Raw genomic sequence first — 24,510 nt, 5'->3', positions numbered from 1 at the left:
TCATCATCTCTGTGACGCTCCTCACGCAGTTCAATATTCGCCCCGATACCTACCGGACTTGGAGACTACCGTAGCCGCTCATCTATGGCGGCTTGGGACTTCGCTCTCAAAAGCAAACATAGTATCTCCAAGTCATTCAGAAGGTGCTCGGGATCGCGATCGACTGCGGTCCTAAGAGCGTCCTTCAGCCAGTCGCTCATGCCAGGATGGGCGAGCACCCACGCAATCTGCTTTTCGGCCTCTAGGAGAGGCTCAACGGGCGATTGGGAAGCGGCCATTCTGATCTCCCTTCGTTCCCTTGGTCACGGGTTGCACTCCCCGCATTGCCCCGGGTCCGCTGTCGCCGCCTTCACCGCGCGCTCTTCCCGGTAACCGCACCCCTCACAGCTATAGACATCAGCCTTCAGCGCGAGTGTTGGGCCTCCGCACCATGAGCATGGCAGGCCGGATAGCCGTTTGGTGATGGCAAATCCGGGTCGAGCGCAGATCGGGCACAGGCTCCGAAACCGGCGGACAAGGTCCAGCGTCGCGCGTTTGATGGTGCGCATTCGGGTGGGGTTGCGATGGGCGCGCATATCGGTCTCAACGAAGGCGGCGCCGCAGATCGTGATCACCTCCTCAATCGCTCTTTGCAGTTCGGCCCAAGCGTCAATGTCCTTGATCAGCGCGCGCCTGGGCGCCGGCTGCTGATCGACGCAGCCCATGACGATCACCCCATGTCCGGGAAATCGCGCGCGTTCGGCGAACGCACTGGCGCCGGCCAGGTCCGTAACGACCGCGTGGCCAAAATTCGTCGACAGGCCCGCATAATGACCGATCAATTCGAGACCGCTGACGCGATCCCTCATTACGACGAGCTCGCGGCCGAGCGGGACGAAGGGAATTTGGGGATGAGGCCCGAAGCTGCCTTCGCTTGCGACTGCCACACGTGCATGCGGTACGTGTTCGAACGCCGCGACGATCTTGGCACGTGCGGCATCGAGCTGCGAACCGGTCCGCTCGATCTCGCGGCTGAAGGTCCCGAAGCGGTCGGTATCGAAGGCCGAGGGCACAACGCAATCGAGGCCAAGCGCCTCGCTGAGCAACGGGGCGATCACACGCTCCTTGCCGTGCATCGTGGCGATCACGGCCCTTGCGCCCGCCAGATGAAATTGGTCGCCGCCGGCCTGATCGGGAAGCGCGTGAGAAAGGGTGTCGCGGGGATCAGAGATCGGCATGGAGGCGCGACCCCGCGTCGATTCGGAAATGGCTATCCGCCGTGCTGTACATTTTGGGCGAAGGCTCCCTAGTTATCGGTTACTTTGAGGGTGCGGCCGAGTTGCAAGAGATGGAGAACTCGATCGGCCAGCGCCTCGGCTGGCGCGTCGTGGGAGGTGAGCCGCAATTCCGGCGCCTCCGGCGCCTCGTAGGGCACATCGATGCCTGGAACATTTGCGATTTTTCCCGCCCGGGCCTTCGCATAAAGCCCCTTGGGATCGCGCGCTTCCGCCACCGTCAGCGGCGCATCGACAAAGATCTCATAGAATGGATGACTGCCGGCGATCTTACGCGCGAGCGCCCGGTCGCGCGCATAGGGTGAAATCGCGCAGACCAGCACGACAAGCCCGGCATCGGCCATCAGCTTCGCAACCTCGGCCATGCGGCGGATGTTCTCGACTCGATCCGCCTCGGTGAAGCCCAGATCGCGATTGAGCCCGTGCCGGACATTGTCGCCGTCCAGCACAAACGTGTGGAAGCCAGTCGCCATCAACTTGAGGTCGACGATGTTCGCAATCGTCGACTTGCCAACCCCCGACAGTCCGGTGAACCACAGGATCGCCGGGCGCTGCCCCTTCGCCGCGGCACGCGCATCGGGAGCGGTATCGAAGGCTTGCCACGGGATATTGCCGGCGCGCCGCAGCGCGAAGTCGATCATCCCGGCCCCCACCGTGGCATGGGTGATGCGGTCGACCAGCACGAAGCCGCCCATGTCGCGGTTTTCGGCATAAGGGTCGAATGCCACTGGGCGATCGGCAGCGAGGTTCACGACCGCGAGTTCGTTCATTGCGAGCTGCCGGGCAGCGAGATGCGCGCGCGTGTTCACGTCGATGCGATGCTTCAGCACAGTGACGGTCACCGGGACTTCATCGGTGCCGAGCCGCATCAGGTACTGGCGGCCGGGGATCATGGGCGCCTCGCCCAACCACAGCAGATGCGCCTGACACTGATCCGCGATAATGGGCGGTTTATCGGCCGCAGCCAGCACGTCGCCGCGGCTTACGTCCACGTCGCGGTCAAGCACCAGCGTGACCGACTGCCCGGCAACGGCCTGGCCGTAATCATATTCCGGCATGATCCGAGCGACGACGGCACGCGCGCCGGAGCGGGCCACCATGACCGAGTCTCCCGGGCGAACACTACCGCTCGCAATCCACCCGGAGAAACCGCGGAAGTCCTGGCCTGCACGACTGACCCATTGCACCGGCATGCGAAACGGACCCCTCTCGACGACGGCGGCGACGGCGACCGACTCCAGCCAGCCAATAACGGTGGGGCCGTCAAACCAGGGCATCGCGGCCGAGCAGGTCAGCACATTGTCGCCCTTGAGCGCCGAGACCGGGACGGCAACCGCGTCGGTGAAGCCGAGCGCTGCAGCAAGGTCGGCAATCTCTGCCGCATGACGCTCGAACGCAGCTCGATCAAAGCCAACCAGGTCCATCTTATTCACCGCCACGGCGACGTGGCGGATGCCCATCAAGGCGAGGATATGAGCATGACGCCGCGTCTGGGTGAGGACGCCCTTGCGCGCGTCGACCAGCAGCAGGGCGGCATCGGCTTGCGATGCGCCGGTGGCCATGTTGCGCGTGTACTGTTCGTGGCCCGGGCAATCGGCGACGACGAACTTGCGTTTGTCGGTTTCGAAGAAGCGCCAGGCGACGTCGATCGTGATGCCCTGCTCGCGCTCGGACATGAGCCCGTCGAGCAAGAGTGAGAAATCGAGATCGCCCTCCGGCACGCGGCCTCTGCTCTCATCGAACAGCCGCGCAAGCTGGTCCTCGTAGACGCAGTCGGCGTCGTAGAGGATTCGCCCGAGCAGCGTGGATTTGCCGTCATCGACGCTGCCGCACGTCAACAGCCGAAGCTGCGACTTGGCTTGCTCGGCGGCGATGACGCGGGCGATGATGGCGTCCGGGCTTTCCTCTTCCGGCATCTGATGGGGCGTGTCGCGCATCAGAAATATCCTTCCTGTTTCTTGCGCTCCATCGATCCGGGCTGATCGTGGTCGATCAAGCGTCCCTGGCGCTCGCTCATGCGCGTCGACCGCATCTCGAGCAGGATGTCGGCGAGCGTGGCGGCGGTGCTATCGATCGCCCCGGTATAGGGATAGCAGCCGATGGAGCGGAAGCGGACCGATCGCAATTCGGGCTGTTCGCCGGGCTCAAGAGGCATGCGGTCGTCGTCCACCGTGATCCAGGTGTCCTGGCGGCGGACGACGGGCCGGAGCTTCGCGAAATAAAGGGGGACGAGGGGAATGCCTTCGATCCAGATATAGGTCCAGACGTCGCGCTCGGTCCAATTGGACAGCGGAAACACACGCATCGATTCGCGGGGGGCGAGGTGGGTGTTCCAAGCATGCCAGAACTCCGGCCGCTGGGCCTTGGGCTCCCAGCGCTGGGCCGGATTGCGGTGTGAGAAGATGCGTTCCTTGGCGCGCGACTTCTCCTCGTCGCGGCGCGCACCGCCGATCGCGGCATCAAAGCCCCAGCGGTGCATCGCCTGCTTCAGGCCCTCGGTCTTCGTCGCATGGTTGTAGACGGCTGAAGAGGCGGTGAACGGCGTGATGCCGGCCCGCACCGCTTCCTCGTTCGTGTGAATCAGGAGTTCGAACCCAAGGCGCGCGGCGGTGCTGTCGCGGTGGGCGATCATTTCCCGGAACTTCCATCCGGTATCGACATGCAGCACCGGGAACGGCAGCGGCGCCGGGGCGAATGCCTTTTGCGCCAGATGCAACAGGACCGAGCTGTCCTTGCCGATCGAGTAGAGCAGCACGGGCCGCTGAAAACAGGCGGCAACCTCTCGGATAATGGCGATCGACTCGGCCTCGAGCCGGCGTATGTGCGAGAAGTGCAGTTCATTTCTGCTGTGAGCGTCGACCAGTGTCATGCCAGACTAGAACCTCCGAGACTTGAATTCGTTAGGCCGCGGAGCGGCTTGCGACTTCCCCACGTCGTCGCGCGCCATTGTGGGAACCTCACGCGGCGTCGCGCTTGACGGAGACGGCAAGACATTTGCGCGCAGCCGAAAAGGCGGCAGATTGGCCTTCTGTCGTGGCGGACCTCAGATGTCGGCATAGGTGTGTGTCTCTGCGGCGGCGCCAGGGTGGGTGACCGCGCCTTTCGAGGCCGGCCCCACAGTCTGCGCAAATTTCCAGAGCGCCCCCGACTGGAAGTCGTGACGACGCGGTCTCCAGTCCTTGCGCCGAACTTCCAGCTCTTCGGCCGAGAGCTCGACGTCGAGCACTCCCGCTTCGGCATCGATGGCGATGATGTCACCGTCCTTCAGCAATGCGATCGGGCCGCCGACGGCTGCTTCCGGATCGACATGCCCAATGCAGAAGCCGCGCGTGGCGCCGGAGAAGCGCCCGTCGGTGACGAGCGCCACCTTGTCGCCCATGCCCTGGCCGTAAACGGCTGCCGTGGTCGCCAGCATCTCACGCATACCGGGGCCGCCCTTCGGCCCTTCGTAGCGAATAACGATGACCTCCCCCGGCCGGTATTCGCGCTTCTGGACGGCGTCGAAAGCCGCCTCCTCGGAGTCGAAGCACCGGGCCGGCCCGCGGAACCTGAGGTCCGTCATGCCGGCCACTTTGACGATCGCGCCCTCCGGGGCGAGCGTGCCGCGCAGACCGACTACGCCGCCGGTGGTGGTGATCGGGTCGGAGATCGGGCGAACAATGTCCTGGTTGGTCGGGAAGACCACGTCGGCCAGGTTTTCGGCGATCATCTTGCCTGTCACCGTGATGCAGTCGCCGTGCAAGTGGCCGCCGTCGAGTAGCGTCTTCAGGATCACTGACACGCCGCCGATCTCGAACAGATCCTTGGCGAGGTAGCGCCCTCCAGGCTTGAGGTCGGCGATATAGGGTGTGCGCTTGAAAATCTCGGCGACCGCATGCAGGTCGAAGTCGATGCCCGCCTCGTGTGCGATCGCCGGCAGATGCAGCGCCACATTGGTCGACCCGCCGGAGGCCGCCACCACGGCGGCGGCGTTCTCCAGCGCCTTGCGGGTGACGATGTCGCGCGGCCTGAGGTCGCGAGCCAACAGGTTCATCACGGCCTTGCCAGACGCTTCCGCGAAGGCGTCACGGCTCTCGTAGGGTGCCGGCGCACCGGTCGAACCGGGCAGTGCGAGGCCGAGCGCCTCGGAGACGCAAGCCATGGTGTTGGCGGTAAACTGGCCGCCGCACGAACCAGCGGAAGGGCAAGCGACACATTCGAGAGCGTGTAGCTCGTCCTCGGAGATTTGGCCGGCCTGGTAGCTTCCCACCGCTTCATAGACGTCCTGCACGGTGACGTCCTTGCCGCGGAAGCGCCCCGGCAGGATCGTACCGCCGTATATGAACACGCTCGGCACGTTGAGACGGACCATGGCCATCATCATGCCGGGCAGTGACTTGTCGCACCCGGCAAGGCCTACCAGCGCGTCGTAGCAATGGCCGCGCATGGTGAGTTCGACCGAATCGGCGATCACCTCGCGGCTCACCAGCGACGACTTCATGCCCTGGTGGCCCATGGCGATGCCGTCGGTCACGGTGATGGTGGTGAACTCGCGCGGGGTGCCGCCACCTGCCTTGACGCCCAGTTTGACAGCCTGTGCTTGACGGCTGAGGGTGATGTTGCACGGGGCCGCCTCGTTCCAGCACGTGGCGACACCGACGAAGGGCTGTGCGATCTCGGCATCGGTCAATCCCATGGCGTAGAGGAACGACCGATGCGGTGCCCGCTCGGGGCCGACTGTCGTGTGGCGGCTTGGCAGTCTGGATTTGTCGAAATGATGTGTCATGGGTCGGGTTCTCTCATTGAACTGGGATCAAGCTCTTTCAGTCCGCCGGTTGGAGCAGGCGCCAACGAGCTTTGCCCTCCGGGCAGAACACACGCACGTGATCGGCCTCGCCGACCGGCAGCAATTCTGGCGGTTGCCACGGCGATTGCACGAGCGTGACTGTCTCGGTGTTCGGCGGCAGGCCGTAAAACCGTGCGCCGTTGAGCGACGCGAAGGCCTCGAGCCGATCGAGAGCTCGTTGCTCCTCGAAAACCTGGGCGTAGAGCTCAAGGGCAAGGGGCGCGGTGAAGATGCCGGCGCAGCCGCATGCCGATTCCTTGTCCTGGATCAGGTGCGGCGCCGAATCCGTACCGAGGAAGAACCGGGGATCGCCGGAGGTCGCGGCCCCCCTCAATGCCAGGCGGTGCCCCTCTCGCTTGGCTACGGGCAGGCAAAACATGTGCGGCCGGATACCGCCCGCGAACATCGCGTTGCGGTTGATCATGAGGTGGTGCGCCGTGATGGTGGCGCCGATGGGACCCTCGGCGTCCTGCACGTAGTCCACGGCTTCGGCGGTCGTAATGTGCTCCAAGACGATCCGCAGCGCGGGGAAATCGGCTCGCAGCCGGACAAGCACCCGGTCTATGAACGCCTTCTCCCTGTCGAAAACGTCCGTTTCCTGATCGGCCACCTCACCATGAATCAAAAGTGGCATGCCGACGCCCTGCATCCTCTCCAATACCCGGTGGACCCGGCGAATGTCGGTCACGCCGGCGGCGGAGTTCGTGGTGCTGCGGGCCGGGTACATCTTGACCGCCGTGACAATCCCTTCGACGAAGCCTTGTGTGACGTCTTCGGGATCGGTCTCTTCGGTCAGGAAACACGTCATCAGCGGCTCGAACCTGGAGCCGTCGGGCAAGACGCGCCGGATCCGATCGCGATAGGCGGCCGCCTGGGCGGCCGTCGTCACCGGCGGATCGAGGTTCGGCATGACGATGGCGCGTCCGAACGTGCGCACCGTCCAGGGCAGCGCCATGCGCAGCATGGCGCCATCGCGAAGGTGCACATGCCAGTCGTCGGGTCGAGGGAGGGTTATCTTTTCCACCAGGGTCACGTTCGCCCCGCTTCCCGCGCCTGACGCGTACCTTGCGGTTCTATCCAGAGCTCCAGCGGCGTGAGCCGCGCCGACTTCTTCGACTGGTGGCGATCCATGCGCCGGAGCACGTTGTCGAGGAAACGCACAGCCTCGACGATGAATGGTCCTTTGTTGAGCATCACGCATTCGGCGCGCTGCCCCATGGCCGCGTCGGTCACTTCCGCCCTGCTGGGTGCTCCTTCTTCCACCATCCCGGCCAAGACCTGGGTCGCCCAGATGACCGGCACATGGGCCGCCTCGCAAAGCCATAAAATGTTCTCTTGGACTTCGCCGATGCGTTCGAAACCAAGTTCGACCGCCAGATCTCCACGCGCGATCATGACCGCCAGTGGCTGTTGCCCGGCGCCATGCACGATCAGGTCGGGAAGGTTCCTGACGGCGAGCGCGGTTTCGATCTTGATCACTAAAGGCTGCACGGGACGTCCACCGCGTCGTGCTGCCAATTCCCGCTGAATAAGCGTGATGTCCGACGGACGCTGAACGAAGGAGAACCCGACGAGGTCGGCATTCTCCGCAACGAAATCGAGATCGCGGAGATCCTTCTCGGTCAGAGGCGGAAGATCGAGCGCCGTATCCGGGAAGTTCAGCCCCTTATTGAGCCTGAGCTTCTCCCCCTTGCTGCGCGCCTGCTCCACGCGAAGCATCACGCCGTCAGGCTCAATCCTTTCGACGCTCGCTCCAATGCGGCCATCGTCGATGAAGATACGTGCTCCGACCTCAAGCTGATCAAGTACGGCAGGGAACGTCACACGGATGACGATATCGCCAGCCTCTACCTGCGCGGGCATGCGACCAGCCAACATGAGAAGGTCGCCTCGGTAGAGCCGCGTCTTCTTCGGCGCGAAGACTTCGGCAATCCGGCATTTCGGGCCGGCGATATCCATGAGAATCCGGCAGGCTTTGTTTTGATCGGCCGCCGCGGTGCGGCTGTTTTCGATCATGGCCGCCCAGGTCTCCGGTCCCCCATGCGCGCAGTTGATGCGTAGGCAATCTGCCCCAGCACGAATGATATCGGCGACCAGGGCGCGATCTTGACTGGCTCTGGTCGGCAGCGTCACCATGATCCGCGTGCCGTGCCCGTGTGGATCGCTCCCAAAGATCCTGGCCTGCTCTCGCCTCAAAATCCGCCTTCCGTTCCGGAAGGCTAAGGGGGTGGAATGGGACACCGCGGGCTGACCGGCCATTTCGGTCAGCCTCGCGCAGGCGGCGTCAAGTGTTGCCATAACGCGGCCCTCACTCCGTCCGAGCGAAGTTAGTCCAAGCGCCGAGAGTTGATGCTGGACAGCGCTTAGATCATGCCGCCGGAACGCCAGATATTGCGCGAGATTGATCGCTCCAGGCAGAAAACTCCGCCGCGCCACCTTGGGCGTCCAGTCCTCCTCAATGGCTTGGCTCTCCTGAATGACGGCAGCTCGGATGCGATTCATCCTCGACAGGAGGCGCTCCGCAGACACCTTCCGGTCTGCCTCGCAGGAGCGGCCCGCAGCAGGACGTTTCGAGCTCGAACGGTGGATCGCATTCAGCGTCATTGGTACTCCGATCGCGCGCCTCACATGATCACGCGGTGCCGTGGCCAGCGGCCTCGATGTTCCTGCGCAGGGCCGGGTCAAGTTCAAGCTTGCTGGCGAGATCATCGAGCCAGGCCGTCTCGGCCGGGGTATCGGCATCGATGGCGATAAAAGCCGCCAGATAGACTTGCGCGGCCGCCTCTGGACCTCGCGCAGCCGCCGCAAGCTGGTCCGGTGTGTCGGGGCGCGCGATCAGGGACTCAAGATAACGTCGTTCTTCGCTTGAGAGGCCGCTGGCTTCGACGCGCTCGATCAGGCGGGCACGCTCGGTTTCGTCAAAGCGGCCGTCGGCCATGGCCGAAGCGATCATCGCGCGTAGCAAGAGGGTGGCGGTGCCATCCCGTGGCATCGCATCCGGAGGTGAGAGAAAGCCGCCCGAGGCTTCTTGCGACGCACCGGCCTGCCCCGGAATGAGGCCACCAAGCATGTCGCTGACGCTTTGCGGTATCAGCCGCTTGCCGGCACGGTAATTGCTATATGCCTTGTAGGCGAGCCCACCGAGCAGGGCAGCGCCGCCGATTTGCATAGCCCCGCCGGCGAACTTCCGCGCGTGCTTCGAGGTCAAGAGGGTGCCGGCCAAACCGCCTGCGAGCGCGCCGGTGCCGAGCGCACCCACATTGGCGCCGAAGAAATCGCCGAGGCCCGCTCGTCCGCCGCGATCGAGCGGTTGAGCACCTTCCGTACGGCTTTGACCTGTCGACGGGCCGCCCGCCAGCACGGCGGTCAACAGCTTGTTCACATCGATCATATCGTTCTCCTGTGATGGACTGGCTATGGGCATCCTGCGGGTTACCGTCGAGCGCGCTGCGGCGGGCGATGACGTTTCGCGAGTGTCGGCATCGATGCATCAGGCGGGGACGGCGGAGGATGCAATGGTGTGCGCGACGGAGCAGACGGGACATCAATGGTCATCAATCGTCTCCGGCGGGGCGGGTGGAGGGCCGTCTTCCGATGGGATCCGGGAGCGGAGCTGTTAGACCGTGGCTCGCGGTTTCGTCTGTCACGGCCGCACGGGTCTTCCAGAGCGAGAACAGGACGCCGCCCGCGATAATGGACAAGGTCACACTGAGCGAGATCGCGGGGTCCAGTTTGCCGACGATCTGGTTCCAGAAGATCTTCGCGCCAATGAAGACAAGCACGATGGCGAGCGCGTATTTGAGATACTCGAAGCGGTGCACCATGGCGGCGAGGGCGAAATAGAGGGCGCGAAGCCCGAGGATCGCCATGATATTGGCCGTGTACACGATGTACGTGTCGGTCGTGATAGCGAAGATCGCCGGCACCGAGTCGACCGCGAATACCAGATCGGCGATGTTGATCATGACCAGCGCCAGGAATAGGGGCGTCGCGAAGCGCGCGAGCTTGCCTGTCTTCGGGTCTGGTTTGCGAACGAAGAAATGCGAACCGTGCAACTCTGCCGACACCCGCATGCGCTTGGATAGGAAGCGCACGATCGGGTTCTTCGACACGTCTTTCTCGCCCTCGCCGACGACGAGGATCTTGATCCCCGTGGCGATAAGAAAGACAGCGAAGATATAGAGCACCCACTCGTACTGCTGTACGAGCGCTGCGCCGAGCCCGATCATGATGCCGCGCAAGACCAGCACCGCGATTATCCCCCACAGCAGCGCCCGGTACTGATACTTGGCGGGAATCGCGAAGTAGCCGAAGATGAGCGAGATGACGAAGACGTTGTCGATGGAAAGCGCCTTCTCGAGGGCGTAGCCCGTGAAGTATTCCATGCCCGAGGTCGCGCCCATGGACCACCACAACCAGGCGCCGAACGCAAGCGCGACAGCGATGTAGAACACCGACAGCTTCAGGCTTTCCGCGACACCGAGCTCTTTATCCTTCTTGTGAAGAATGCCGAGGTCGAAGGCGAGCAACGCGCCGACTATGGCTAGGAAGGCAAGCCAGAGCCAGGCCGACTTGCCGAGGAATTCGCTGGTCAGTAATTCGGCGAGCAGTTCCATGCGTAATCCCTACTTTTCGGGTGTTTGGGAACACCCGTTGAATGCGTTACGGGCTCCCCATTGCCCCATGCTCGACCGCCAGCGGGACCCGGGGGCCTTCGGGAGCGTTTGAGACGTTAGCGAGCGGGCCAATTGCGATAGCGCCAATGGCTCTTGTTGGGTTGTCGCTCGCCGATGCACAGCCGTATGTGCTCCATCTCAATGTGAGAGGAGCACTGGCAGCGGCGGGTTCGCGACGATGGTCTTCGTCGCGCCACCCAGGATCAAGTCGCGCAAGCGGGAGTGCCCGTAGGCACCCATTACGAGCAGGTCGAGGTCGTGCGCGGTTGCATACTCTTCGAGAGCTTGGCCGATTGTCCGGCCGGCGGCGTCTTCCTCCTCAAGGACAGCCTCGATGCCATGACAGGCGAGATGCTCCGCGAGTTCCCCTCCCGAGCTTCTCGTATCGGGCACCTTCTTCTGTGTGATCGTCACCACCCGCACGGTCTTGGCGCGCTGAAGGAGCGGAAGAGCATCCGCCACGGCTCGTGCCGCGGGCCGGCTGAAGTCCCAAGCCACTCCAACGATATCGAGGGAAAAGAACTGCTGCTTTTTGGGCGTTTCCGGGAAGACAATCGTCGGTCGCCCCGAGCCGAGTATCACGCTCTTGGCGACTTGCTGCTGTAGGTCCGCGTCCTTGCCGATCGGGACCATCGTGACATCGTGCATCCTGGCGCGTTCAGTCACGATGTCCGGGAGCTGCACCGTGGTGCATGACACGATGATCTGCTGGTGTGTGACGCCACGCTTCGTCGCCATGCTTTCGAACGCACCGATCAGATTCTGGGCATGCGCCACGCTCCTCCGCCGCGCCGCCGCAATCATGCCCGGGATGTCGAGCAACATGTCTGCAACTATGTTGCTGGTTAGCGGGATTTCGACTTTGAAAGTCAGCGCCGAGATGCGCGCGCCTAACGCCGCGGAGAAGTCGACCGCTTGCTCGACCGCCGCAACCGGGGTCGGATCGGGATAGCTGCTCACGTGAAGCAGGGCGTCGTTGAAAGCCATTCTCTCAAATCCCAGCTTGGTCCGGATGGTTCGGGACGGCATCGCCGTCTTGTGCCGTCGTTGTTCGTCAGTCCGCACGGCGCCTGTTCCTCCCCGTGCGTTTGCCTGTGCCTTTGCCAAGCGCAGAGCCGCTTGGTGACGGCGGGGATGGAGCCGCTGCGCTCGATTTCAATGGCCGAAGGTTCCGGCGCGGTTTGGCCAACGATGCCGCGGTCGGGAAACTGATCTGCCAAATTCACGGAGATTGTCTTGCCGATCACCGTGATGCAGTTTGCGCCCGAGCATCATCGGTCGGTCCCCGCCAGGCGTCTGAACAACGATCATCAATCCTCCATCCACCAAGATTCTGAGCATGTGCGGAATGTGGGCCTGATTGATCGTCAAAAAAAGCAGATTAATAGCGGTGCTTTGATCGAGAAAAGCTGCGGATCGGAGTACAAGCAGTCACGCTGCTCTGGACGGTCACGAACCAGCATCGAGCGCGCCGCCTCGCGCCCGCACACCATCAGCGCCCACCCGCCGTCGCGCAGCGGTGGATGCAACACCTCAATGCGACAGGAGCACTGGCAACGGCGGGTGGGCGATGATGGTCTTCGTAGCGCCACCCAGGACGAAGTCGCGCAGACGGGAGTGTCCGTAGGCTCCCATGACGAGGAGGTCGATTTCACGGGCGCTCACATAATCTTCAAGAGCCTGCCCGATTGTCCGTCCGGCGGCGTCTTCCTCCTCCAGGACCGCTTCAATGCCATGAAATGCAAGATGCTTCACCAGATCAGCGGCCGAGCGCCTCGTCTCAATCGTCTTCTCCTGTCTGATCGTCACCACCCGTACCGTTTTCGCGCGCTCCAGGATCGGCAGCGCATCCGCCACGGCCCGGGCAGCCGGCCGGCTGAAGTCCCAAGCCACGCCAATGACGTTGAGAGACAAAGGATCGCTGCGTTTCGGCGCCTGGGGGAAGACAATCGTCGGTCGACCGGAGCCAAATATCACGCTCTCGGCGACATATTGCTGAAGCCCCACCTCCTCACCTACCGGGATCATGGTGATATCGTGCATCCTGGCGTGCTCGGTCACGAGGGCCGCTAGCTGCGAAGTCGCGCACGACTCTACGGTCTGTTGGTGCGGAACGCCGCGCTTCCTCGCCGTGGCTTCGAAAACACTGATGAGTTTCTGCGCGCTCGCCGTACTCCTTTGCCGTTCGGACGCGACCATCGCCGGAATGTCAAGCAGCGCATTCGCAAGCACGTTGCTGGTGCTCGGGATATCTATTTTGAAAGTCAGGGCCGAGATGTGCGCCCCCAACGTCTCAGCGAAACCGACCCCTTGCTCGATCGCCGCAGCCGCGGTCGGTTCGGGATAACTGCTCAATTGGAGCAGGACATCCTTGAAAGCCATTCTCTTATCTCCTCAATTGATCTGGTGCTTCAGATAGACCGCGTCATGCGGATCCTTGTTTGCGTTTTCCAGCGCCGCAATCCGCTCTTCCAATGGCGGGTGGGTCATGAACAGGCGCTTCAACCCGCTGCCTACGCCGCCTGCGATGCCGAAGGCTGCCATTCTGTCGGGAAGGGGTGCCGTGTGCAGCGACGCCAGGCGATGAAGTGCGGCGATCATGTGCCGCCGGCCGGCAAGCTCGGCGCCGCCTCGGTCAGCGCGGAATTCCCGGTGGCGCGAGAACCACATGACGATGATCGATGCGAGGACGCCAAGCAGTAATTCAGCGACAATCATGGTGGCGAAAAAAGCCGGTCCCTGGCCACGTTCGGTCCTGAACACCATCCGGTCCACCAGGTGGCCGATGACCCGGGACAGGAACATGACGAAGGTGTTCACCACGCCCTGGATCAGCGCCATCGTCACCATATCGCCATTGGCGGCGTGCGACACTTCGTGCCCCAGCACCGCCTCGGCTTCTTCCCGGCTCATCCGCTGCAGCAGCCCGGTGGACACGGCGATGAGCGAGGAGTTCTTGCTCATGCCGGTAGCGAAAGCGTTGACCTCCGGCGAATCGTAGACCGCAACCTCGGGCATCTTGATGCCGGCGGCCTGGGCCTGGCGGGCCACGGTTTGCATCAGCCATTGTTCCGTCGGTGTGCTGGGCTGGGCGATGACTTGGGCGCCGACCGCCCTCTTGGCGGTCCATTTCGAGAGGGCGAGGGAAACGAAGGCGCCGCCGAAGCCGAAGACGGCCGCGAAGATGAGCAAAGCGTTGAGATTGAGGCCCTGTTCATTGAGGTAGGGTTCGACGCCCAGCAAGCGCAGGGTAACCGACAAGACTAGCACAACCGCCAAATTGGTTGCTAGGAATAGCGCTGTGCGTTTCACCCGGCGCTCCTCGCCAAATTCCTACTGAGCCAGAACCTTCAATCGAACTTCCATGCGCCCTCCCGCTTGGCGCAGCAGCGAGAGCTCGATCGACTCTTGGCCGGCCCTGAAGCTGTGATGTTCAGCTTCCAGCGTTGCATCCGTTACCTCTTGGGCGTATCCCGCCGCAGCGAAGCCTTGAACGTAATGCGCGCGCACGGAGTCGAACGCCCCGCGCCCCGCGTAGCGGACCTCCACCGTCTTTTCCCCCCGCGCAAAATGGCTGCGCACCAAACCGGGAAAGCGCGGTACCGGCCCGACATCGGTGCCACTCACGTCGCTCGCCGGCGATTCTCCGACGAGACCCGGCACCCACTGGCCGACCTGTTCTTTCACGCCGGGCGCCACCTGTTCGATCTGCGTCACGGCCTCGCCGGCAAGGCGCTTGCCCGCCTCGGTCGCCACCGGAAACTGCCCCCACAACCAGGATAGGAGCGCGATCCCGGCCCAAGTCACCAGACCGAGGATCCCGACAACGGCGGCGCCAAGGATCAGCCAGGTGCGCGCCCGCACCTTGCGCAGAGCCGAGACTGCCAGCGCCGAAAACCGATGCTCATGGAGGGGGCTGCGCATCACCGCCTCACGAAGCCCGTTCACTGAAGGTATCGCGCACGCGACGCAGACGGCGGCCCAGAGTCCGCTTGGCCCGATCCGCGGCGCGATCCACCGCGACATGAAAGTCCGCCTCTGTTTCCTCGATGACGATATCTGACCGCCCGTTCAGCCGAACGCGCAGACTGCAGCGCTTGTCTATGCCGCCCTTCGGTCCGTTGATATCGGACAAGACTACGACAACGCCCCGAATGTGCTCTGGAAATTGCGACAGTGCGAATGCTAACCGATGTTCCACATACTCACGCAGCTCATCTGTGAGGTCCGAGTTACGCACTTGAATCGCGGTTCTCATCATTCCTCCATCCACCACCCAAGTTCGTGCAGTATGTAGGCTTGATCTGTCATCACAAAAAGCAGATAATCCGGTGTGCATCAGTCGAAAAAAACTGCTAATTGGATTGGCCGGCCGTGTTGAATTACAAGCAGCTGCACTATTTCTGGAAGGTCGCGAAGGTCGGCAGCATTGCGCGAGCCGCCGAGCAGTTGCGTCTCGCGCCGCAGACCATCAGCGCCCAGATCGGCACGCTGGAGGAAGCGCTCGGAACGGAGCTGTTCCGCCGCGTCGGGCGACGGCTGGAGCTGACCGCGGCGGGGCAGCTGACCCTTTCCTACGCCGACGAGATCTTCCAGATTGGAAGAGAGCTAGAGGAGACGGTACGCAACCGCCCCGGCCGCAGCGACATGCTGTTTCGGGTGGGGGTGGCGGACGTCGTGCCGAAGTCGATCGCTTACCATCTGCTCGCTCCGGCGCTTGGCAGTGGCGGGCGCGTACGCCTGATCTGCCGGGAGGACAAGCTGGAGCGGTTGTTCGCAGAACTCGCCATCCACAAAATGGATCTCGTGATCGCCGACCGTCCGCTGCCTTCTGAATTGGGGGTGAAAGGCTACAGCCACGCTCTCGGGCGCACACCGATCGCCTTCTATGCCGTACCCGGACTTGCCGCGCGCTACCAGGAGGGCTTTCCGCGATCCCTGAACGGAGCCCCCATGCTGATCCCAAGCGATGGCGCAACCATGCGGGGGGCGCTTACACGGTGGTTCAGCGAACATGAAATCGAGCCACGCATTGTCGGCGAGTTCGACGACACCGCGCTGATGAAGGCTTTTGGCAAGGCGGGCGCTGGTATTTTCCCAGCACCGACAGTACTGGCCCACGAGATTCGCAGCCAATACGAAGCTGAAATCATCGGCCGCGCCGACAGCGTCGCAGCAAAATATTACGCCATCTCCGTGGAACGCAAACTGACCCATCCTGCCGTCGTGGCGATTAGCGAAGCAGCGAAGACGGACCTGTTCGTCGAGGAAAGAGCATCCGCCTCGACTTGAGCGGGTTCTGCCAAACCCGTCAGATAAAGATAAAGTAAGACAGGGCCCTCAGGCGTTACGAGCGCTTTTGCGGGAGGATTGCGGGCGTCTTGGATTTCCGAGCACCATGCCGATCAGTCCGGCGATCGTGCAATGACCTTCGACGGGATGCCGAAGGAACAAGTCCTCATGGACGAGGTAGCGATTCGCACGCCCTTCACGCATGCGGCTGAGATAGCCTGCCTCCTCCAGTTCGGCGACGATGCGCTGCACGGCGCGCTCCGTGATCCCGACCCGAACGGCAACCTCGCGCATTCTCGCCTCCGGGTTCTCGACCAAGCATAACAGCACGTGGGCGTGGTTGGTCAGGAACGTCCAGCTGGCGGATGGTGACGCGTCAGATTGGGACCTTGCTGTTGCCAGCATGAACGAGAGCTCCTATATGGAAATACGAAATAAGTGTCGCGTTTCTTATATCGTGATATAGAGTTCGCATCCACAGCGGATGCGGGGTTGATTGTGCGCTGGCCACCCGTGTTCAGACGCGGACGCGGCAACTTGGGGGCGCAGGACGCGTACGAGCTCGCCCGGCTGGGGCTAATGAAGGGGTGTTGCCAGTGTCACAATTAGCCACCTGCCTTTTACTCCTAGTGCGGTCCAGAGACGATGTTCCCCGCACTTGCCGGGAGGCTGGGGAGTTTCTGGCATTTCAGCGCGCGCGGCTCCCGACAGTGCGTGCGCAACAGGACCGGAGATTCGTCGGAATATGGATAGATCCCGTGATGGTGGACGCGCCGCCTGAAATATGCGGCTTCGGCTTGGCGTCTCGCCTGTGCCACTTCCAGATTCGCGAAAGCGTCGGCGTGAGTGGAATATGGTGTCTGTGCTGGCTCGATGCCGACCATGGAGGAGCATCGTCTGACCCCATCACTTTCCGCGAAACACTGGTATCAGCCCTGATCAAGCAGCAGCCATCACGCCAATACCCAAGCGCACGCCAGTTTCATCCCGTCTTCGATGCGGATGACGACAGCAATTCTATTCTGCTTCACACCGAGCAGTTGCAAAAGGTGTTCCCGGGCCTGATCGGTGAACCCATGTCGTGGGACAGTTCTACCGGAACGTTGACGAACCTCATTGGAGGCCGCCGACGCAACTAATCACTTCGATCTCCTCGCTCAACCCTAGCTTTCATAACAGCAGGACAATTCCTTGTGGATACGCTGCTCCAGCTTGCCATCGGCAACCTACTGTCACCGATGGTCCTGTTCTTTGCCTTGGGCGTCACAGCCGGCTGGCTCAAATCCGATCTCGCCATCCCCGAGGCAATCAGCAAGGGTTTGTCGCTCTATCTGATGCTGGCGATCGGATTCAAGGGCGGCGTCGAGCTCGCCTCGAACGGCGTTGCCGGCGCAGTCGCAGTCGCCTTGGTCCTGGCGCTCGCGCTCAGTTTTTGCCTGCCTCTCCTTGCCTATGCCTTACTCCGCGCGGCCACACGGCTCGATATTCCAAACGCAGCCGCCGTAGCGGCGCACTACGGTTCCGTCAGCATCGTAACCTTCGTTGCGGCGACCGGCTTTCTGGGATACCGAGCCATACCGTATGAAGGTTACGTGGTGGCGATGCTCGCCCTCATGGAGACGCCGGCCATCGTGACCGGCCTTCTTCTCGCCCGTCGCTCTAACGCTGCCGGACCGACCGCGTCGCGCGCGCCTTTCCTTTCGAGAGAAGTCGCCCGCGAGGTGTTCCTGAGCGGCGGTGTGGTGCTGCTCGGTGGCAGTTTCGCGATTGGCTGGGTCACAGGCGACAAGGGCATGGCGGTAATGGCGCCGGCAATTGTCGATCCGTTCAAGGCCGTGCTTGCCGTCTTCCTTCTCGACATGGGCTTGCTTGTCGGCCGCCGCCTGCACGACTTCAGAGCGGTGGGCTGGCCGGTGGTGGCGTTCGGCCTCTACATGCCCCTGAGCGGAGCCATGATCGGGCTGCTCGCAGCCCATGCCATCGGCCTGTCTTTGGGCGGCATGACGCTCGTCGCCGTACTCGCCGCAAGCGCCTCCTATATCGTGGTTCCGGCGGCAATGCGCCTGTCGCTGCCGCAGGCCAATCCGGCGATCTACATTCCCTTGTCTTTGGCCGTCACCTTCCCGTTCAATTTGATTGTAGGCATCCCGCTTTATTACGCTGGCGCGCAATGGCTCGTCGCACTGTGATCGAAAGGACTGTCCCGTGACGCAACTCTATCGGAAGAAGAGGATCGAGATCATCGTGGAAGCGGCGCGCGCCCGCGCCATCATTGAGATGATCGAGGCGGTAGGCGCCAAGGGCTACACCATCGTGCCCAATGTCTCTGGCAAAGGCAATCGCGGCATACGTGACGAGGCTCACCTCTCCGATGTGTTTCGCAACGTCATGATCATCGTGGTTGCCGCGGAGGAGATCGTGCGTCGCATTGTGGAACAATCCCAGCCACTTCTCGAAAACTACGCCGGGATCGTGGTGGTTTCCGACGTCGAGGTCATTCGTGATGAGCATTTCTAACCACGCCCGGACGGTGCCATATACTTTTCTCTTACCGTCCGCGTGCTTGTTACGCATCTGAATTACGTTGCTGCGTTTCTTCATAACCGGCGTGAACAAATCACGCTTTACGGGAAAAGCAGCCAATTCTCATGGGTGTCGGTAAGGTATGCCATTAGGACCGCACGTATCAGATTAGGTTGGCAGCGTACGGTTTGCGGCAAGCACCTCTCCGGCGAGATATAGCGAGCCGGTAATGAGGATTCGGGGGGCCGGATGGAGGCCAAGCGCGGAGATGGTGGCAAGCGCTTCGCTGACGCTGTCGCTGGTCTCGGCCGGAATGCCGACGCGGCCGGCGACCTGTGCGATCTTCTCGGATGGCAGAGCCGTGTCATGCTGGATCGGCACGGCGATGACACGGCAGATGAGCCCGCCGAAGTTCATGAGGAAGCCTTCGCAGTCCTTGCTCGTGAGCATGCCGACGATGAGCACGAGCGGCCGCGGATCGCGCTTCTCAAGATCCGCAACCGCGCTGACGACCGCACGGCCGCAGTCTGGATTGTGTCCGCCATCGAGCCACAGCTCGCTGCCTTGCGGCGCCAGTTCCACCAGCCGGCCGTGAGCGAGACGCTGCATGCGCGCTGGCCATTCGGCCTTGGCGACGCCTTGCTTGAAGGCTGCATGCGGAATCTGCAGTTCAGGAATGCTGCGCAAGGTGGCGATTGCGGCACCCGCGTTGTCGAACTGATGACGGCCAGACAGACGAGGCGCCGGCAGGTCGATGAGCCCGTGCTCGTCCCGGAAAACCATGCGGCCGCGCTCGGGCGTCACGGCCCAGTGCTTGCCAGCAATCCGAAGCGGCGCGCACATACGCGCGGCCTGCCGCTCGATCACCGTGAGCGCCTCCCGCGACTGCGGCGCGGTTACTGCCAGCACATTGCGCTTGAGGATACCCGCCCTCTCTGCCGCGATCAGCTCGATGGTGTTGCCGAGGAAGTCTTGATGGTCGAGCGAGATTGGAGTGATCACGCTCGCAAGCAAGCGTTCGATCACGTTGGTAGCATCGAGCCGGCCACCCAGGCCGACCTCGAGCAGCAGCACATCGGCGGGATGGCGCGCGAACAGCAGGAACGCTGCAGCGGTGGTTATTTCAAAGAACGTGATTTGAACTCCGGCATTCAACCGCTCGCAGGTCGAAAATGCATCCGCGAGCTCGTCGTCCTCGACCAGCGCGCCGCCGCCCGGTCGCGCAAGACGGATGCGCTCGTTGAAGCGCACGAGGTGGGGCGAGGTGTAGACGTGAACGCCGAGCCCGGCCGCTTCCAGGATCGCACGCAGAAAGGCGACGGTCGAACCCTTGCCATTGGTGCCAGCGACGTGGATCACCGGCGGCAAGCGTCGCTCGGGATGGCCAAGCCTGTCGAGAATGCGCCACATGCGGTCGAGCGAGAGATCGATCCGCTTGGGATGGAGCGCGAGCAGGCGCGCAAGAATAGCGTCGACTTGGACCATTATGCTTCACCAATTTCTGTCCTGCTCAGGAAGATACAGATTTGGTGGTTGGATCGGGGATCCCAAGCTCGCCTTTGCCAAAATCACAACCTGAGGGGCCACTTTGCGGTTACGAGCCTATTGCGCGTAATTATCAGAGGCAGCATCGTCCCGGCACGGTAACCATTTGATCGCGTACATCAAGTTCCGTAAGGATGCGACCGTCGGTCCGCGTGAACGCCTGATTGCTTGATTCGGTTCACCTACGATTGGGCCGTGGCAGCCAGTCGAAAGAGAGGTGAGCCATGACCTTCTATCCGTCCTCACTGCGTGCCCGCGTGGGCATTACCCCGCTCCACGACCGCAGCGTCACGTTCATCCTATTAGGTCTTCTGGCGCTCGTCTTCGCGCCCGTGCTCCGTCTGCATGTCGCACTCGCGGCATTCCGACCCGACCGGATGACTGGCCCCGCGGAGCGCGATAGCATCGCCGAACCCGCCGGGCCGTCAGCCAAGCTAGTGCGCGGCTAAATAGTGCTGAGGGGAGCCGTCCGACGGTGAAGGCGTATTAAGGTATGGTTGACGATCATGCAGCATGGCACCACTGGTCAGTTGAGACGACGCTTCAGGGACTGAAGGCGACGCCTGCGGGCTTGAGTCGGGCGGAAGCCGAGGCGCGGCTCAAGACTTACGGCGCGAACCGTCTTCCGGAGACCAGGAAGCGCAGCGTGTTCGTGCGCTTCCTGCTGCAATTTCATAATATTCTGATTTACGTCTTGATCGGGGCCGCCGTCGTCACGGCGCTTCTGAATCATGTCGTCGATACGCTGGTTATTCTGGCGGTGGTGTTTGCCAATGCCACCATCGGCTTCATTCAGGAGGGCAAGGCAGAGAAGGCGATGGACGCCATCCGCCAGATGCTGGCGCCCCGCGCAAATGTGCTGCGTGACGGCGAGCGCCGTAGCATCGAGGGCGAGGCGCTGGTGCCGGGCGATATCGTGCTGCTGGAAGCAGGCGATAAGGTTCCTGCCGATCTGCGGCTGCTTTCGGCGCATGGCCTGTCCGTGCAGGAAGCCATCCTGACCGGCGAATCCGTTCCGGTGGAAAAGCACATTGAACCGGTCGCCGCCGCCGCCCCGCTGGGTGACCGCTCCGGCATGGCGTTTAGCGGCACGCTGGTGGCCTCCGGTCGGGGCAAGGGCGTCGTCGTGGCTACGGGCGGCGCAACGGAAATCGGGCGCATCAGTGGATTGCTGTCGACGGTGGAAACGCTCACCACGCCGCTGGTGAAGCAGATGGACGTGTTCGCCAAATGGCTGACTCTCCTCATTCTGCTGATTGCCGCGCTGCTGCTTATCTACGGCTATTTCGTCGGCCATTACGAATTCTCAGAAATATTCATGGTGGTGGTGGGCCTGTCGGTGGCGGCCATACCGGAGGGACTGCCCGCGGTTCTGACCATTACGCTCGCCATCGGTGTGCAGGCCATGGCCAAACGCCACGCCATCGTGCGCCGCCTGCCGGCGATCGAGACGCTCGGCGCCGTCTCGGTCATCTGCACCGATAAAACCGGCACCCTGACGCGCAACGAGATGATGGTCGCTTCGGTCCTGACGCGTCAGCATCTCTTCACGCTGGACGGCACCGGCTATGAGCCGAAGGGCGTCATCCGGCTGGAGGATACGGAAATCGATGCAAACGAGCACGCTGTTCTGGATGAACTCGCCCGTGCGAGCGCCCTTTGCAACGACGCCGCGTTGCGGGAACATGAAGGCGTTTGGGTGGTGGAAGGCGACCCGATGGAAGGGGCGCTCCTGGCCTTCTCCGGCAAGATCGGAACGGACGTCCGCAAGCAACAGGCGGAATGGACACGCACGGAAGCCATCGCCTTCGATTCCCAGCACCGTTTCATGGCGACCTTGGTTCACGATCATGAACGCCATGCCTTTGTCTTCGTGAAAGGCGCGCCCGAGCGGATTATTTCCATGTGCAGTGATCAACGCACGACTACGGGCGGCGTCGAACCGCTGAACGGCGCCTATTGGAACGAAGAATCCGACAGGATCGCGGCCCTTGGCCAGCGTGTGCTCGCCTTCGCCGTGAGATCGGTGAAGCCGGAGCACACGGTGCTGGAGCATAGCGATGTGGAGGGCAGGCTCACCTTGCTGGGTATGGTGGGAATGATCGATCCGCCGAGACCTGAAGCCATTGCGGCCGTTGGGGAGTGCCGGGGCGCGGGTATCCGCGTGAAAATGATCACAGGCGATCATGCCAAGACCGCCGCCGCCATCGGGAGACAGATCGGGCTGCAAAATCCCGATACGGTGCTGACGGGCGCCGATCTCGACGGCATGGGCGATGCGGCGCTCAAAGGAGCGGTACTGGATTGCGACATCTTCGCCCGCACCAGCCCGGAGCATAAACTGCGCCTCGTCACGGCGTTGCAGTCGCACGGCATGACTGTGGCCATGACCGGCGACGGCGTGAACGACGCGCCCGCGCTGAAACGCGCCGATGCCGGGATTGCGATGGGCCGAAAAGGAAGCGAAGCGGCCAAGGAAGCATCGGAGTTGGTCTTGTCGGACGATAATTTCGCTTCCATTGCCGCCGCCGTGCGCGAGGGCCGCACCGTCTATGACAACATCAAGAAAGTCATCAGCTGGACGCTGCCCACCAACGCGGGCGAGAGCATGACGATTATCGTGGCGCTGCTCCTTGGCATGACGCTGCCGTTGACGCCGCTTCAGATTCTCTGGATTAACCTGATTACCGCCGTGACGCTGGGCCTCGCGCTCGCCTTCGAGCCGACCGAGGAAAACACAATGCGCCGCCCGCCGCGCCCCCGAAACGAATCTCTGATCGGTGGTGAACTGGTGTGGCATATCGTGCTGGTATCGGTGCTGTTTCTTTGCGGCACGTTCGGCATCTTCACTTATGCGGTGGATCGCGGCTACTCGGTGGAACTGGCCCGCACCATGGCGCTCAACACGCTGGTGGTGATGGAAATTTTCCATCTCTTCTTCATCCGCAATATTTACGGTGCCTCGCTGACATGGAAAGCCGTGCGCGGCACGAAGGTCGTGTGGGCGACCGTGATCACTGTCACCTTGGCACAGTTCGCCATCACCTACCTGCCGCCACTGCAAGCCATCTTCACCACGGAGTCGATATCGTTTCTGGACGGTGCGCTGATTGTCGGCGTGGGCGTGGCGGTTTTCGCTCTTCTCAAGACCGAAAAGCAAATCCGCCTCGCCATCAAACGGGCAAGGAATGCGGTATACGCTACCTGAACATGAGGGTCGCTCAGCAGGAGGTGTGTTCAAGGACGACTTCAGCACACCGCGCAGTCTCGTCGGACCATGCACGGGCAGCCGGCGATTCGAGCAACGTCAAGCGTGGCTTCGCGGCGCTGTTTCGGCCGTTTCGAGGCACGCCAAGGCGCCTTCCGCAACGGCGTGTTCTTCATCGGCCGGTATCATGAGCACATCGACGCCTGACCCGGCGGAGCCGATATTCATCTCGCCGCGCTCATTGCGGGTCGGCGCCGACGCCCAGCTGCTGCCTGGCAGACACGCTGGCGAATCCTCGGAGCGTTCTCGCCGATTCCTGCTGTGAAAACCAAAGTATCCAGCCCGCCCATCCGCCGCCAGGGAGCCGATCGACCGGCCGATCCGATAGACGAATAGGTCGATGGCTGGAACAAAGCGGTTGCCGGCCAAAGGTAGCAAAGCCGACCGTTCCAGGTCGTAGCAGAGAGGTGAGCGAAACGGCGGCGAAAGGTGTTTTTGGCGAACTAAACCGCCCCTCTAGGCGAGCGCTCCAGCGGAAACGTAGTTATCACTTTCATCTACGCTGGGGCGGTACCTCGTGGGAGGATGATCGGATGCACATGCGTATGGCATCGCATCGTAGGGTTAGCGGTCGCAGCCTGGCGTAGGTGGCGCACCCGGCACGATTCGAACGTGCGGCCTCCACCTTCGGAGGGTGGCGCTCTATCCAGCTGAGCTACGGGTGCATCAAGTGCGCTACTAACGCGGCGACCTCGCGTCGGTCAATCGACTAGACCAGACATTATCCCAGTTCGATCGATCACGCGCAACCGAGATCCCCATTCTCGAGATCCCCATTCTCACCGCAAAACCATCACGCGCTTAACTCTTGCTCGAACGGCATGCCATCGCGCGAAGGAATGCCGACAGCAGACAAGCATCGCACAGAAGCGAATGTCTGAGCTTGCGCGTTTCGCTCGCACGTCTCACGCGCGCTACGCCGCAGCACGCCAGACTACGTCTCACGCTGCTTCCGTGGTGCTTCCGCGACGAATTCGGGCGCGGCGAGAACAAAAAACGATCTTGCTAAGTGCCCGGAAATATGAGAGAAAATGGCGCACCCGGCGAGATTCGAACTCACGACCTCTGCCTTCGGAGGGCAGCGCTCTATCCAGCTGAGCTACGGGT

22 protein-coding genes and 1 tRNA gene are annotated in these 24,510 nt (G+C 62.4%); 6 read left to right on the top strand and 17 right to left on the bottom strand.

Annotation, left to right across the window (positions count from 1 at the left end; translation table 11 throughout):
* Positions 1–302: 302 nt before the first annotated feature.
* The 13 genes from AC5JDC_RS26020 to AC5JDC_RS25960 all read right to left on the bottom strand — a co-directional run bounded on the left by AC5JDC_RS26020 (position 303) and on the right by AC5JDC_RS25960 (position 15,036).
* Entirely contained in the window at positions 303–1,217 is a 915-nt protein-coding gene (locus tag AC5JDC_RS26020; protein ID WP_495845963.1) for a DUF6671 family protein, read from the bottom strand.
* A 68-nt stretch (positions 1,218–1,285) separates the two neighbouring features.
* Positions 1,286–3,211, bottom strand: a complete 1,926-nt coding sequence (cysC, locus tag AC5JDC_RS26015) for an adenylyl-sulfate kinase (RefSeq protein WP_495845961.1) — start codon at positions 3,209–3,211, stop codon at positions 1,286–1,288.
* Positions 3,211–4,143 carry a sulfate adenylyltransferase subunit CysD gene (cysD, locus tag AC5JDC_RS26010; protein ID WP_495845959.1) on the bottom strand — a complete coding sequence of 311 codons (933 nt, stop codon included), beginning with the start codon at positions 4,141–4,143 and terminating at the stop codon, positions 3,211–3,213. The genes cysC and cysD overlap by 1 nt, the downstream gene beginning before the upstream one ends.
* Before the next feature lie 174 nt (positions 4,144–4,317).
* On the bottom strand, positions 4,318–6,039 hold the full coding sequence (gene ilvD, locus AC5JDC_RS26005; protein WP_495845957.1) for a dihydroxy-acid dehydratase: 1,722 nt from the start codon (positions 6,037–6,039) through the stop codon (positions 4,318–4,320).
* A gap of 37 nt (positions 6,040–6,076) precedes the next feature.
* Positions 6,077–7,123: a dihydroorotase gene (gene pyrC / locus AC5JDC_RS26000; RefSeq protein WP_495846394.1), complete on the bottom strand. Its 1,047-nt coding sequence runs from the start codon at positions 7,121–7,123 to the stop codon at positions 6,077–6,079.
* Between the two features lie 5 nt (positions 7,124–7,128).
* Entirely contained in the window at positions 7,129–8,703 is a 1,575-nt protein-coding gene (locus AC5JDC_RS25995) for a pyruvate kinase (protein WP_495845955.1), read from the bottom strand.
* 28 nt (positions 8,704–8,731) lie between these two features.
* A complete protein-coding gene (locus tag AC5JDC_RS25990; RefSeq protein ID WP_495845953.1) occupies positions 8,732–9,490 on the bottom strand; it encodes a tellurite resistance TerB family protein in 759 nt (252 codons plus the stop codon).
* A gap of 163 nt (positions 9,491–9,653) precedes the next feature.
* Positions 9,654–10,715: a TerC family protein gene (locus tag AC5JDC_RS25985; RefSeq protein ID WP_495845951.1), complete on the bottom strand. Its 1,062-nt coding sequence runs from the start codon at positions 10,713–10,715 to the stop codon at positions 9,654–9,656.
* A gap of 198 nt (positions 10,716–10,913) precedes the next feature.
* On the bottom strand, positions 10,914–11,762 hold the full coding sequence (locus AC5JDC_RS25980; protein WP_495845949.1) for a universal stress protein: 849 nt from the start codon (positions 11,760–11,762) through the stop codon (positions 10,914–10,916).
* Between the two features lie 546 nt (positions 11,763–12,308).
* Complete coding sequence (locus AC5JDC_RS25975) at positions 12,309–13,157, bottom strand: universal stress protein (RefSeq protein ID WP_495845947.1); 849 nt, start codon at positions 13,155–13,157, stop codon at positions 12,309–12,311.
* Between the two features lie 12 nt (positions 13,158–13,169).
* Positions 13,170–14,087: a protease HtpX gene (gene htpX / locus AC5JDC_RS25970; protein WP_495845945.1), complete on the bottom strand. Its 918-nt coding sequence runs from the start codon at positions 14,085–14,087 to the stop codon at positions 13,170–13,172.
* A gap of 21 nt (positions 14,088–14,108) precedes the next feature.
* Positions 14,109–14,699, bottom strand: a complete 591-nt coding sequence (locus AC5JDC_RS25965; RefSeq protein WP_495845943.1) for a hypothetical protein — start codon at positions 14,697–14,699, stop codon at positions 14,109–14,111.
* Between the two features lie 7 nt (positions 14,700–14,706).
* Entirely contained in the window at positions 14,707–15,036 is a 330-nt protein-coding gene (locus AC5JDC_RS25960) for an HPF/RaiA family ribosome-associated protein (RefSeq protein ID WP_495845941.1), read from the bottom strand.
* Between the two features lie 113 nt (positions 15,037–15,149).
* Between AC5JDC_RS25960 and nhaR the strand changes: the two genes are divergently transcribed.
* Positions 15,150–16,067: a transcriptional activator NhaR gene (gene nhaR / locus AC5JDC_RS25955; RefSeq protein ID WP_495845939.1), complete on the top strand. Its 918-nt coding sequence runs from the start codon at positions 15,150–15,152 to the stop codon at positions 16,065–16,067.
* Between the two features lie 48 nt (positions 16,068–16,115).
* Here nhaR and AC5JDC_RS25950 read toward each other — a convergent pair whose 3' ends face one another.
* Complete coding sequence (locus tag AC5JDC_RS25950; protein ID WP_495845937.1) at positions 16,116–16,472, bottom strand: helix-turn-helix transcriptional regulator; 357 nt, start codon at positions 16,470–16,472, stop codon at positions 16,116–16,118.
* Positions 16,473–16,825: 353 nt separating this feature from the next.
* On the opposite strand from AC5JDC_RS25950, the gene AC5JDC_RS25945 reads away from it, so the two are divergent.
* Genes AC5JDC_RS25945 through AC5JDC_RS25935 form a run of 3 tightly spaced genes read left to right on the top strand, consistent with a single transcriptional unit; the run spans position 16,826 to position 18,584 of the window.
* A complete protein-coding gene (locus AC5JDC_RS25945) occupies positions 16,826–17,206 on the top strand; it encodes a hypothetical protein (RefSeq protein ID WP_495845935.1) in 381 nt (126 codons plus the stop codon).
* 54 nt (positions 17,207–17,260) lie between these two features.
* Positions 17,261–18,256 (top strand): sodium-dependent bicarbonate transport family permease, encoded by a 996-nt coding sequence (locus AC5JDC_RS25940; protein WP_495845933.1) that lies wholly within the window; start codon positions 17,261–17,263, stop codon positions 18,254–18,256.
* A 16-nt stretch (positions 18,257–18,272) separates the two neighbouring features.
* Positions 18,273–18,584 carry a DUF190 domain-containing protein gene (locus AC5JDC_RS25935; RefSeq protein ID WP_210183956.1) on the top strand — a complete coding sequence of 104 codons (312 nt, stop codon included), beginning with the start codon at positions 18,273–18,275 and terminating at the stop codon, positions 18,582–18,584.
* 174 nt (positions 18,585–18,758) lie between these two features.
* Here the strand turns inward: AC5JDC_RS25935 and AC5JDC_RS25930 are convergent, their stop codons facing one another.
* Entirely contained in the window at positions 18,759–20,075 is a 1,317-nt protein-coding gene (locus AC5JDC_RS25930) for a bifunctional folylpolyglutamate synthase/dihydrofolate synthase (RefSeq protein ID WP_495845930.1), read from the bottom strand.
* Between the two features lie 284 nt (positions 20,076–20,359).
* Here AC5JDC_RS25930 and AC5JDC_RS25925 point away from each other — a divergent pair, with 284 nt between their 5' ends.
* The gene (locus AC5JDC_RS25925) at positions 20,360–20,584 is read left to right on the top strand and encodes a DUF1634 domain-containing protein (protein ID WP_495845928.1); all 225 of its coding nucleotides are present in this window, start codon (positions 20,360–20,362) and stop codon (positions 20,582–20,584) included.
* Positions 20,585–20,628: 44 nt separating this feature from the next.
* Positions 20,629–23,343: a cation-transporting P-type ATPase gene (locus tag AC5JDC_RS25920; protein ID WP_495845926.1), complete on the top strand. Its 2,715-nt coding sequence runs from the start codon at positions 20,629–20,631 to the stop codon at positions 23,341–23,343.
* A gap of 224 nt (positions 23,344–23,567) precedes the next feature.
* Here AC5JDC_RS25920 and AC5JDC_RS25915 read toward each other — a convergent pair whose 3' ends face one another.
* Both AC5JDC_RS25915 and AC5JDC_RS25910 read right to left on the bottom strand, forming a co-directional pair.
* The gene (locus AC5JDC_RS25915) at positions 23,568–23,693 is read right to left on the bottom strand and encodes a hypothetical protein (RefSeq protein WP_495845924.1); all 126 of its coding nucleotides are present in this window, start codon (positions 23,691–23,693) and stop codon (positions 23,568–23,570) included.
* A 298-nt stretch (positions 23,694–23,991) separates the two neighbouring features.
* Positions 23,992–24,068, bottom strand: a tRNA-Arg gene (locus AC5JDC_RS25910).
* Positions 24,069–24,510 lie beyond the last annotated feature (442 nt).

The sequence above is a fragment of the Kumtagia sp. genome (genome assembly GCF_059502445.1).
Note: the sequence above shows the minus strand (reverse complement) of the source record. Positions and strands in the feature narration are given on the sequence as shown.

What these genes read in the sequence shown, in the direction of transcription:
- AC5JDC_RS25915 (WP_495845924.1), bottom strand. Translation starts at nt 23,693, where the DNA reads ATGGGCGGGCTGGATACTTTGGTTTTCACAGCAGGAATCGGCGAGAAC.
- AC5JDC_RS25960 (WP_495845941.1), bottom strand. Translation starts at nt 15,036, where the DNA reads ATGATGAGAACCGCGATTCAAGTGCGTAACTCGGACCTCACAGATGAG.
- AC5JDC_RS25925 (WP_495845928.1), top strand. Translation starts at nt 20,360, where the DNA reads ATGACCTTCTATCCGTCCTCACTGCGTGCCCGCGTGGGCATTACCCCG.
- AC5JDC_RS25995 (WP_495845955.1), bottom strand. Translation starts at nt 8,703, where the DNA reads ATGACGCTGAATGCGATCCACCGTTCGAGCTCGAAACGTCCTGCTGCG.
- AC5JDC_RS25920 (WP_495845926.1), top strand. Translation starts at nt 20,629, where the DNA reads ATGGTTGACGATCATGCAGCATGGCACCACTGGTCAGTTGAGACGACG.
- AC5JDC_RS25930 (WP_495845930.1), bottom strand. Translation starts at nt 20,075, where the DNA reads ATGGTCCAAGTCGACGCTATTCTTGCGCGCCTGCTCGCGCTCCATCCC.
- cysD (WP_495845959.1), bottom strand. Translation starts at nt 4,143, where the DNA reads ATGACACTGGTCGACGCTCACAGCAGAAATGAACTGCACTTCTCGCAC.
- AC5JDC_RS25985 (WP_495845951.1), bottom strand. Translation starts at nt 10,715, where the DNA reads ATGGAACTGCTCGCCGAATTACTGACCAGCGAATTCCTCGGCAAGTCG.
- AC5JDC_RS25990 (WP_495845953.1), bottom strand. Translation starts at nt 9,490, where the DNA reads ATGATCGATGTGAACAAGCTGTTGACCGCCGTGCTGGCGGGCGGCCCG.
- AC5JDC_RS25965 (WP_495845943.1), bottom strand. Translation starts at nt 14,699, where the DNA reads ATGCGCAGCCCCCTCCATGAGCATCGGTTTTCGGCGCTGGCAGTCTCG.
- AC5JDC_RS25980 (WP_495845949.1), bottom strand. Translation starts at nt 11,762, where the DNA reads ATGGCTTTCAACGACGCCCTGCTTCACGTGAGCAGCTATCCCGATCCG.
- AC5JDC_RS26020 (WP_495845963.1), bottom strand. Translation starts at nt 1,217, where the DNA reads ATGCCGATCTCTGATCCCCGCGACACCCTTTCTCACGCGCTTCCCGAT.
- AC5JDC_RS25950 (WP_495845937.1), bottom strand. Translation starts at nt 16,472, where the DNA reads ATGCTGGCAACAGCAAGGTCCCAATCTGACGCGTCACCATCCGCCAGC.
- ilvD (WP_495845957.1), bottom strand. Translation starts at nt 6,039, where the DNA reads ATGACACATCATTTCGACAAATCCAGACTGCCAAGCCGCCACACGACA.
- cysC (WP_495845961.1), bottom strand. Translation starts at nt 3,211, where the DNA reads ATGCGCGACACGCCCCATCAGATGCCGGAAGAGGAAAGCCCGGACGCC.
- AC5JDC_RS25975 (WP_495845947.1), bottom strand. Translation starts at nt 13,157, where the DNA reads ATGGCTTTCAAGGATGTCCTGCTCCAATTGAGCAGTTATCCCGAACCG.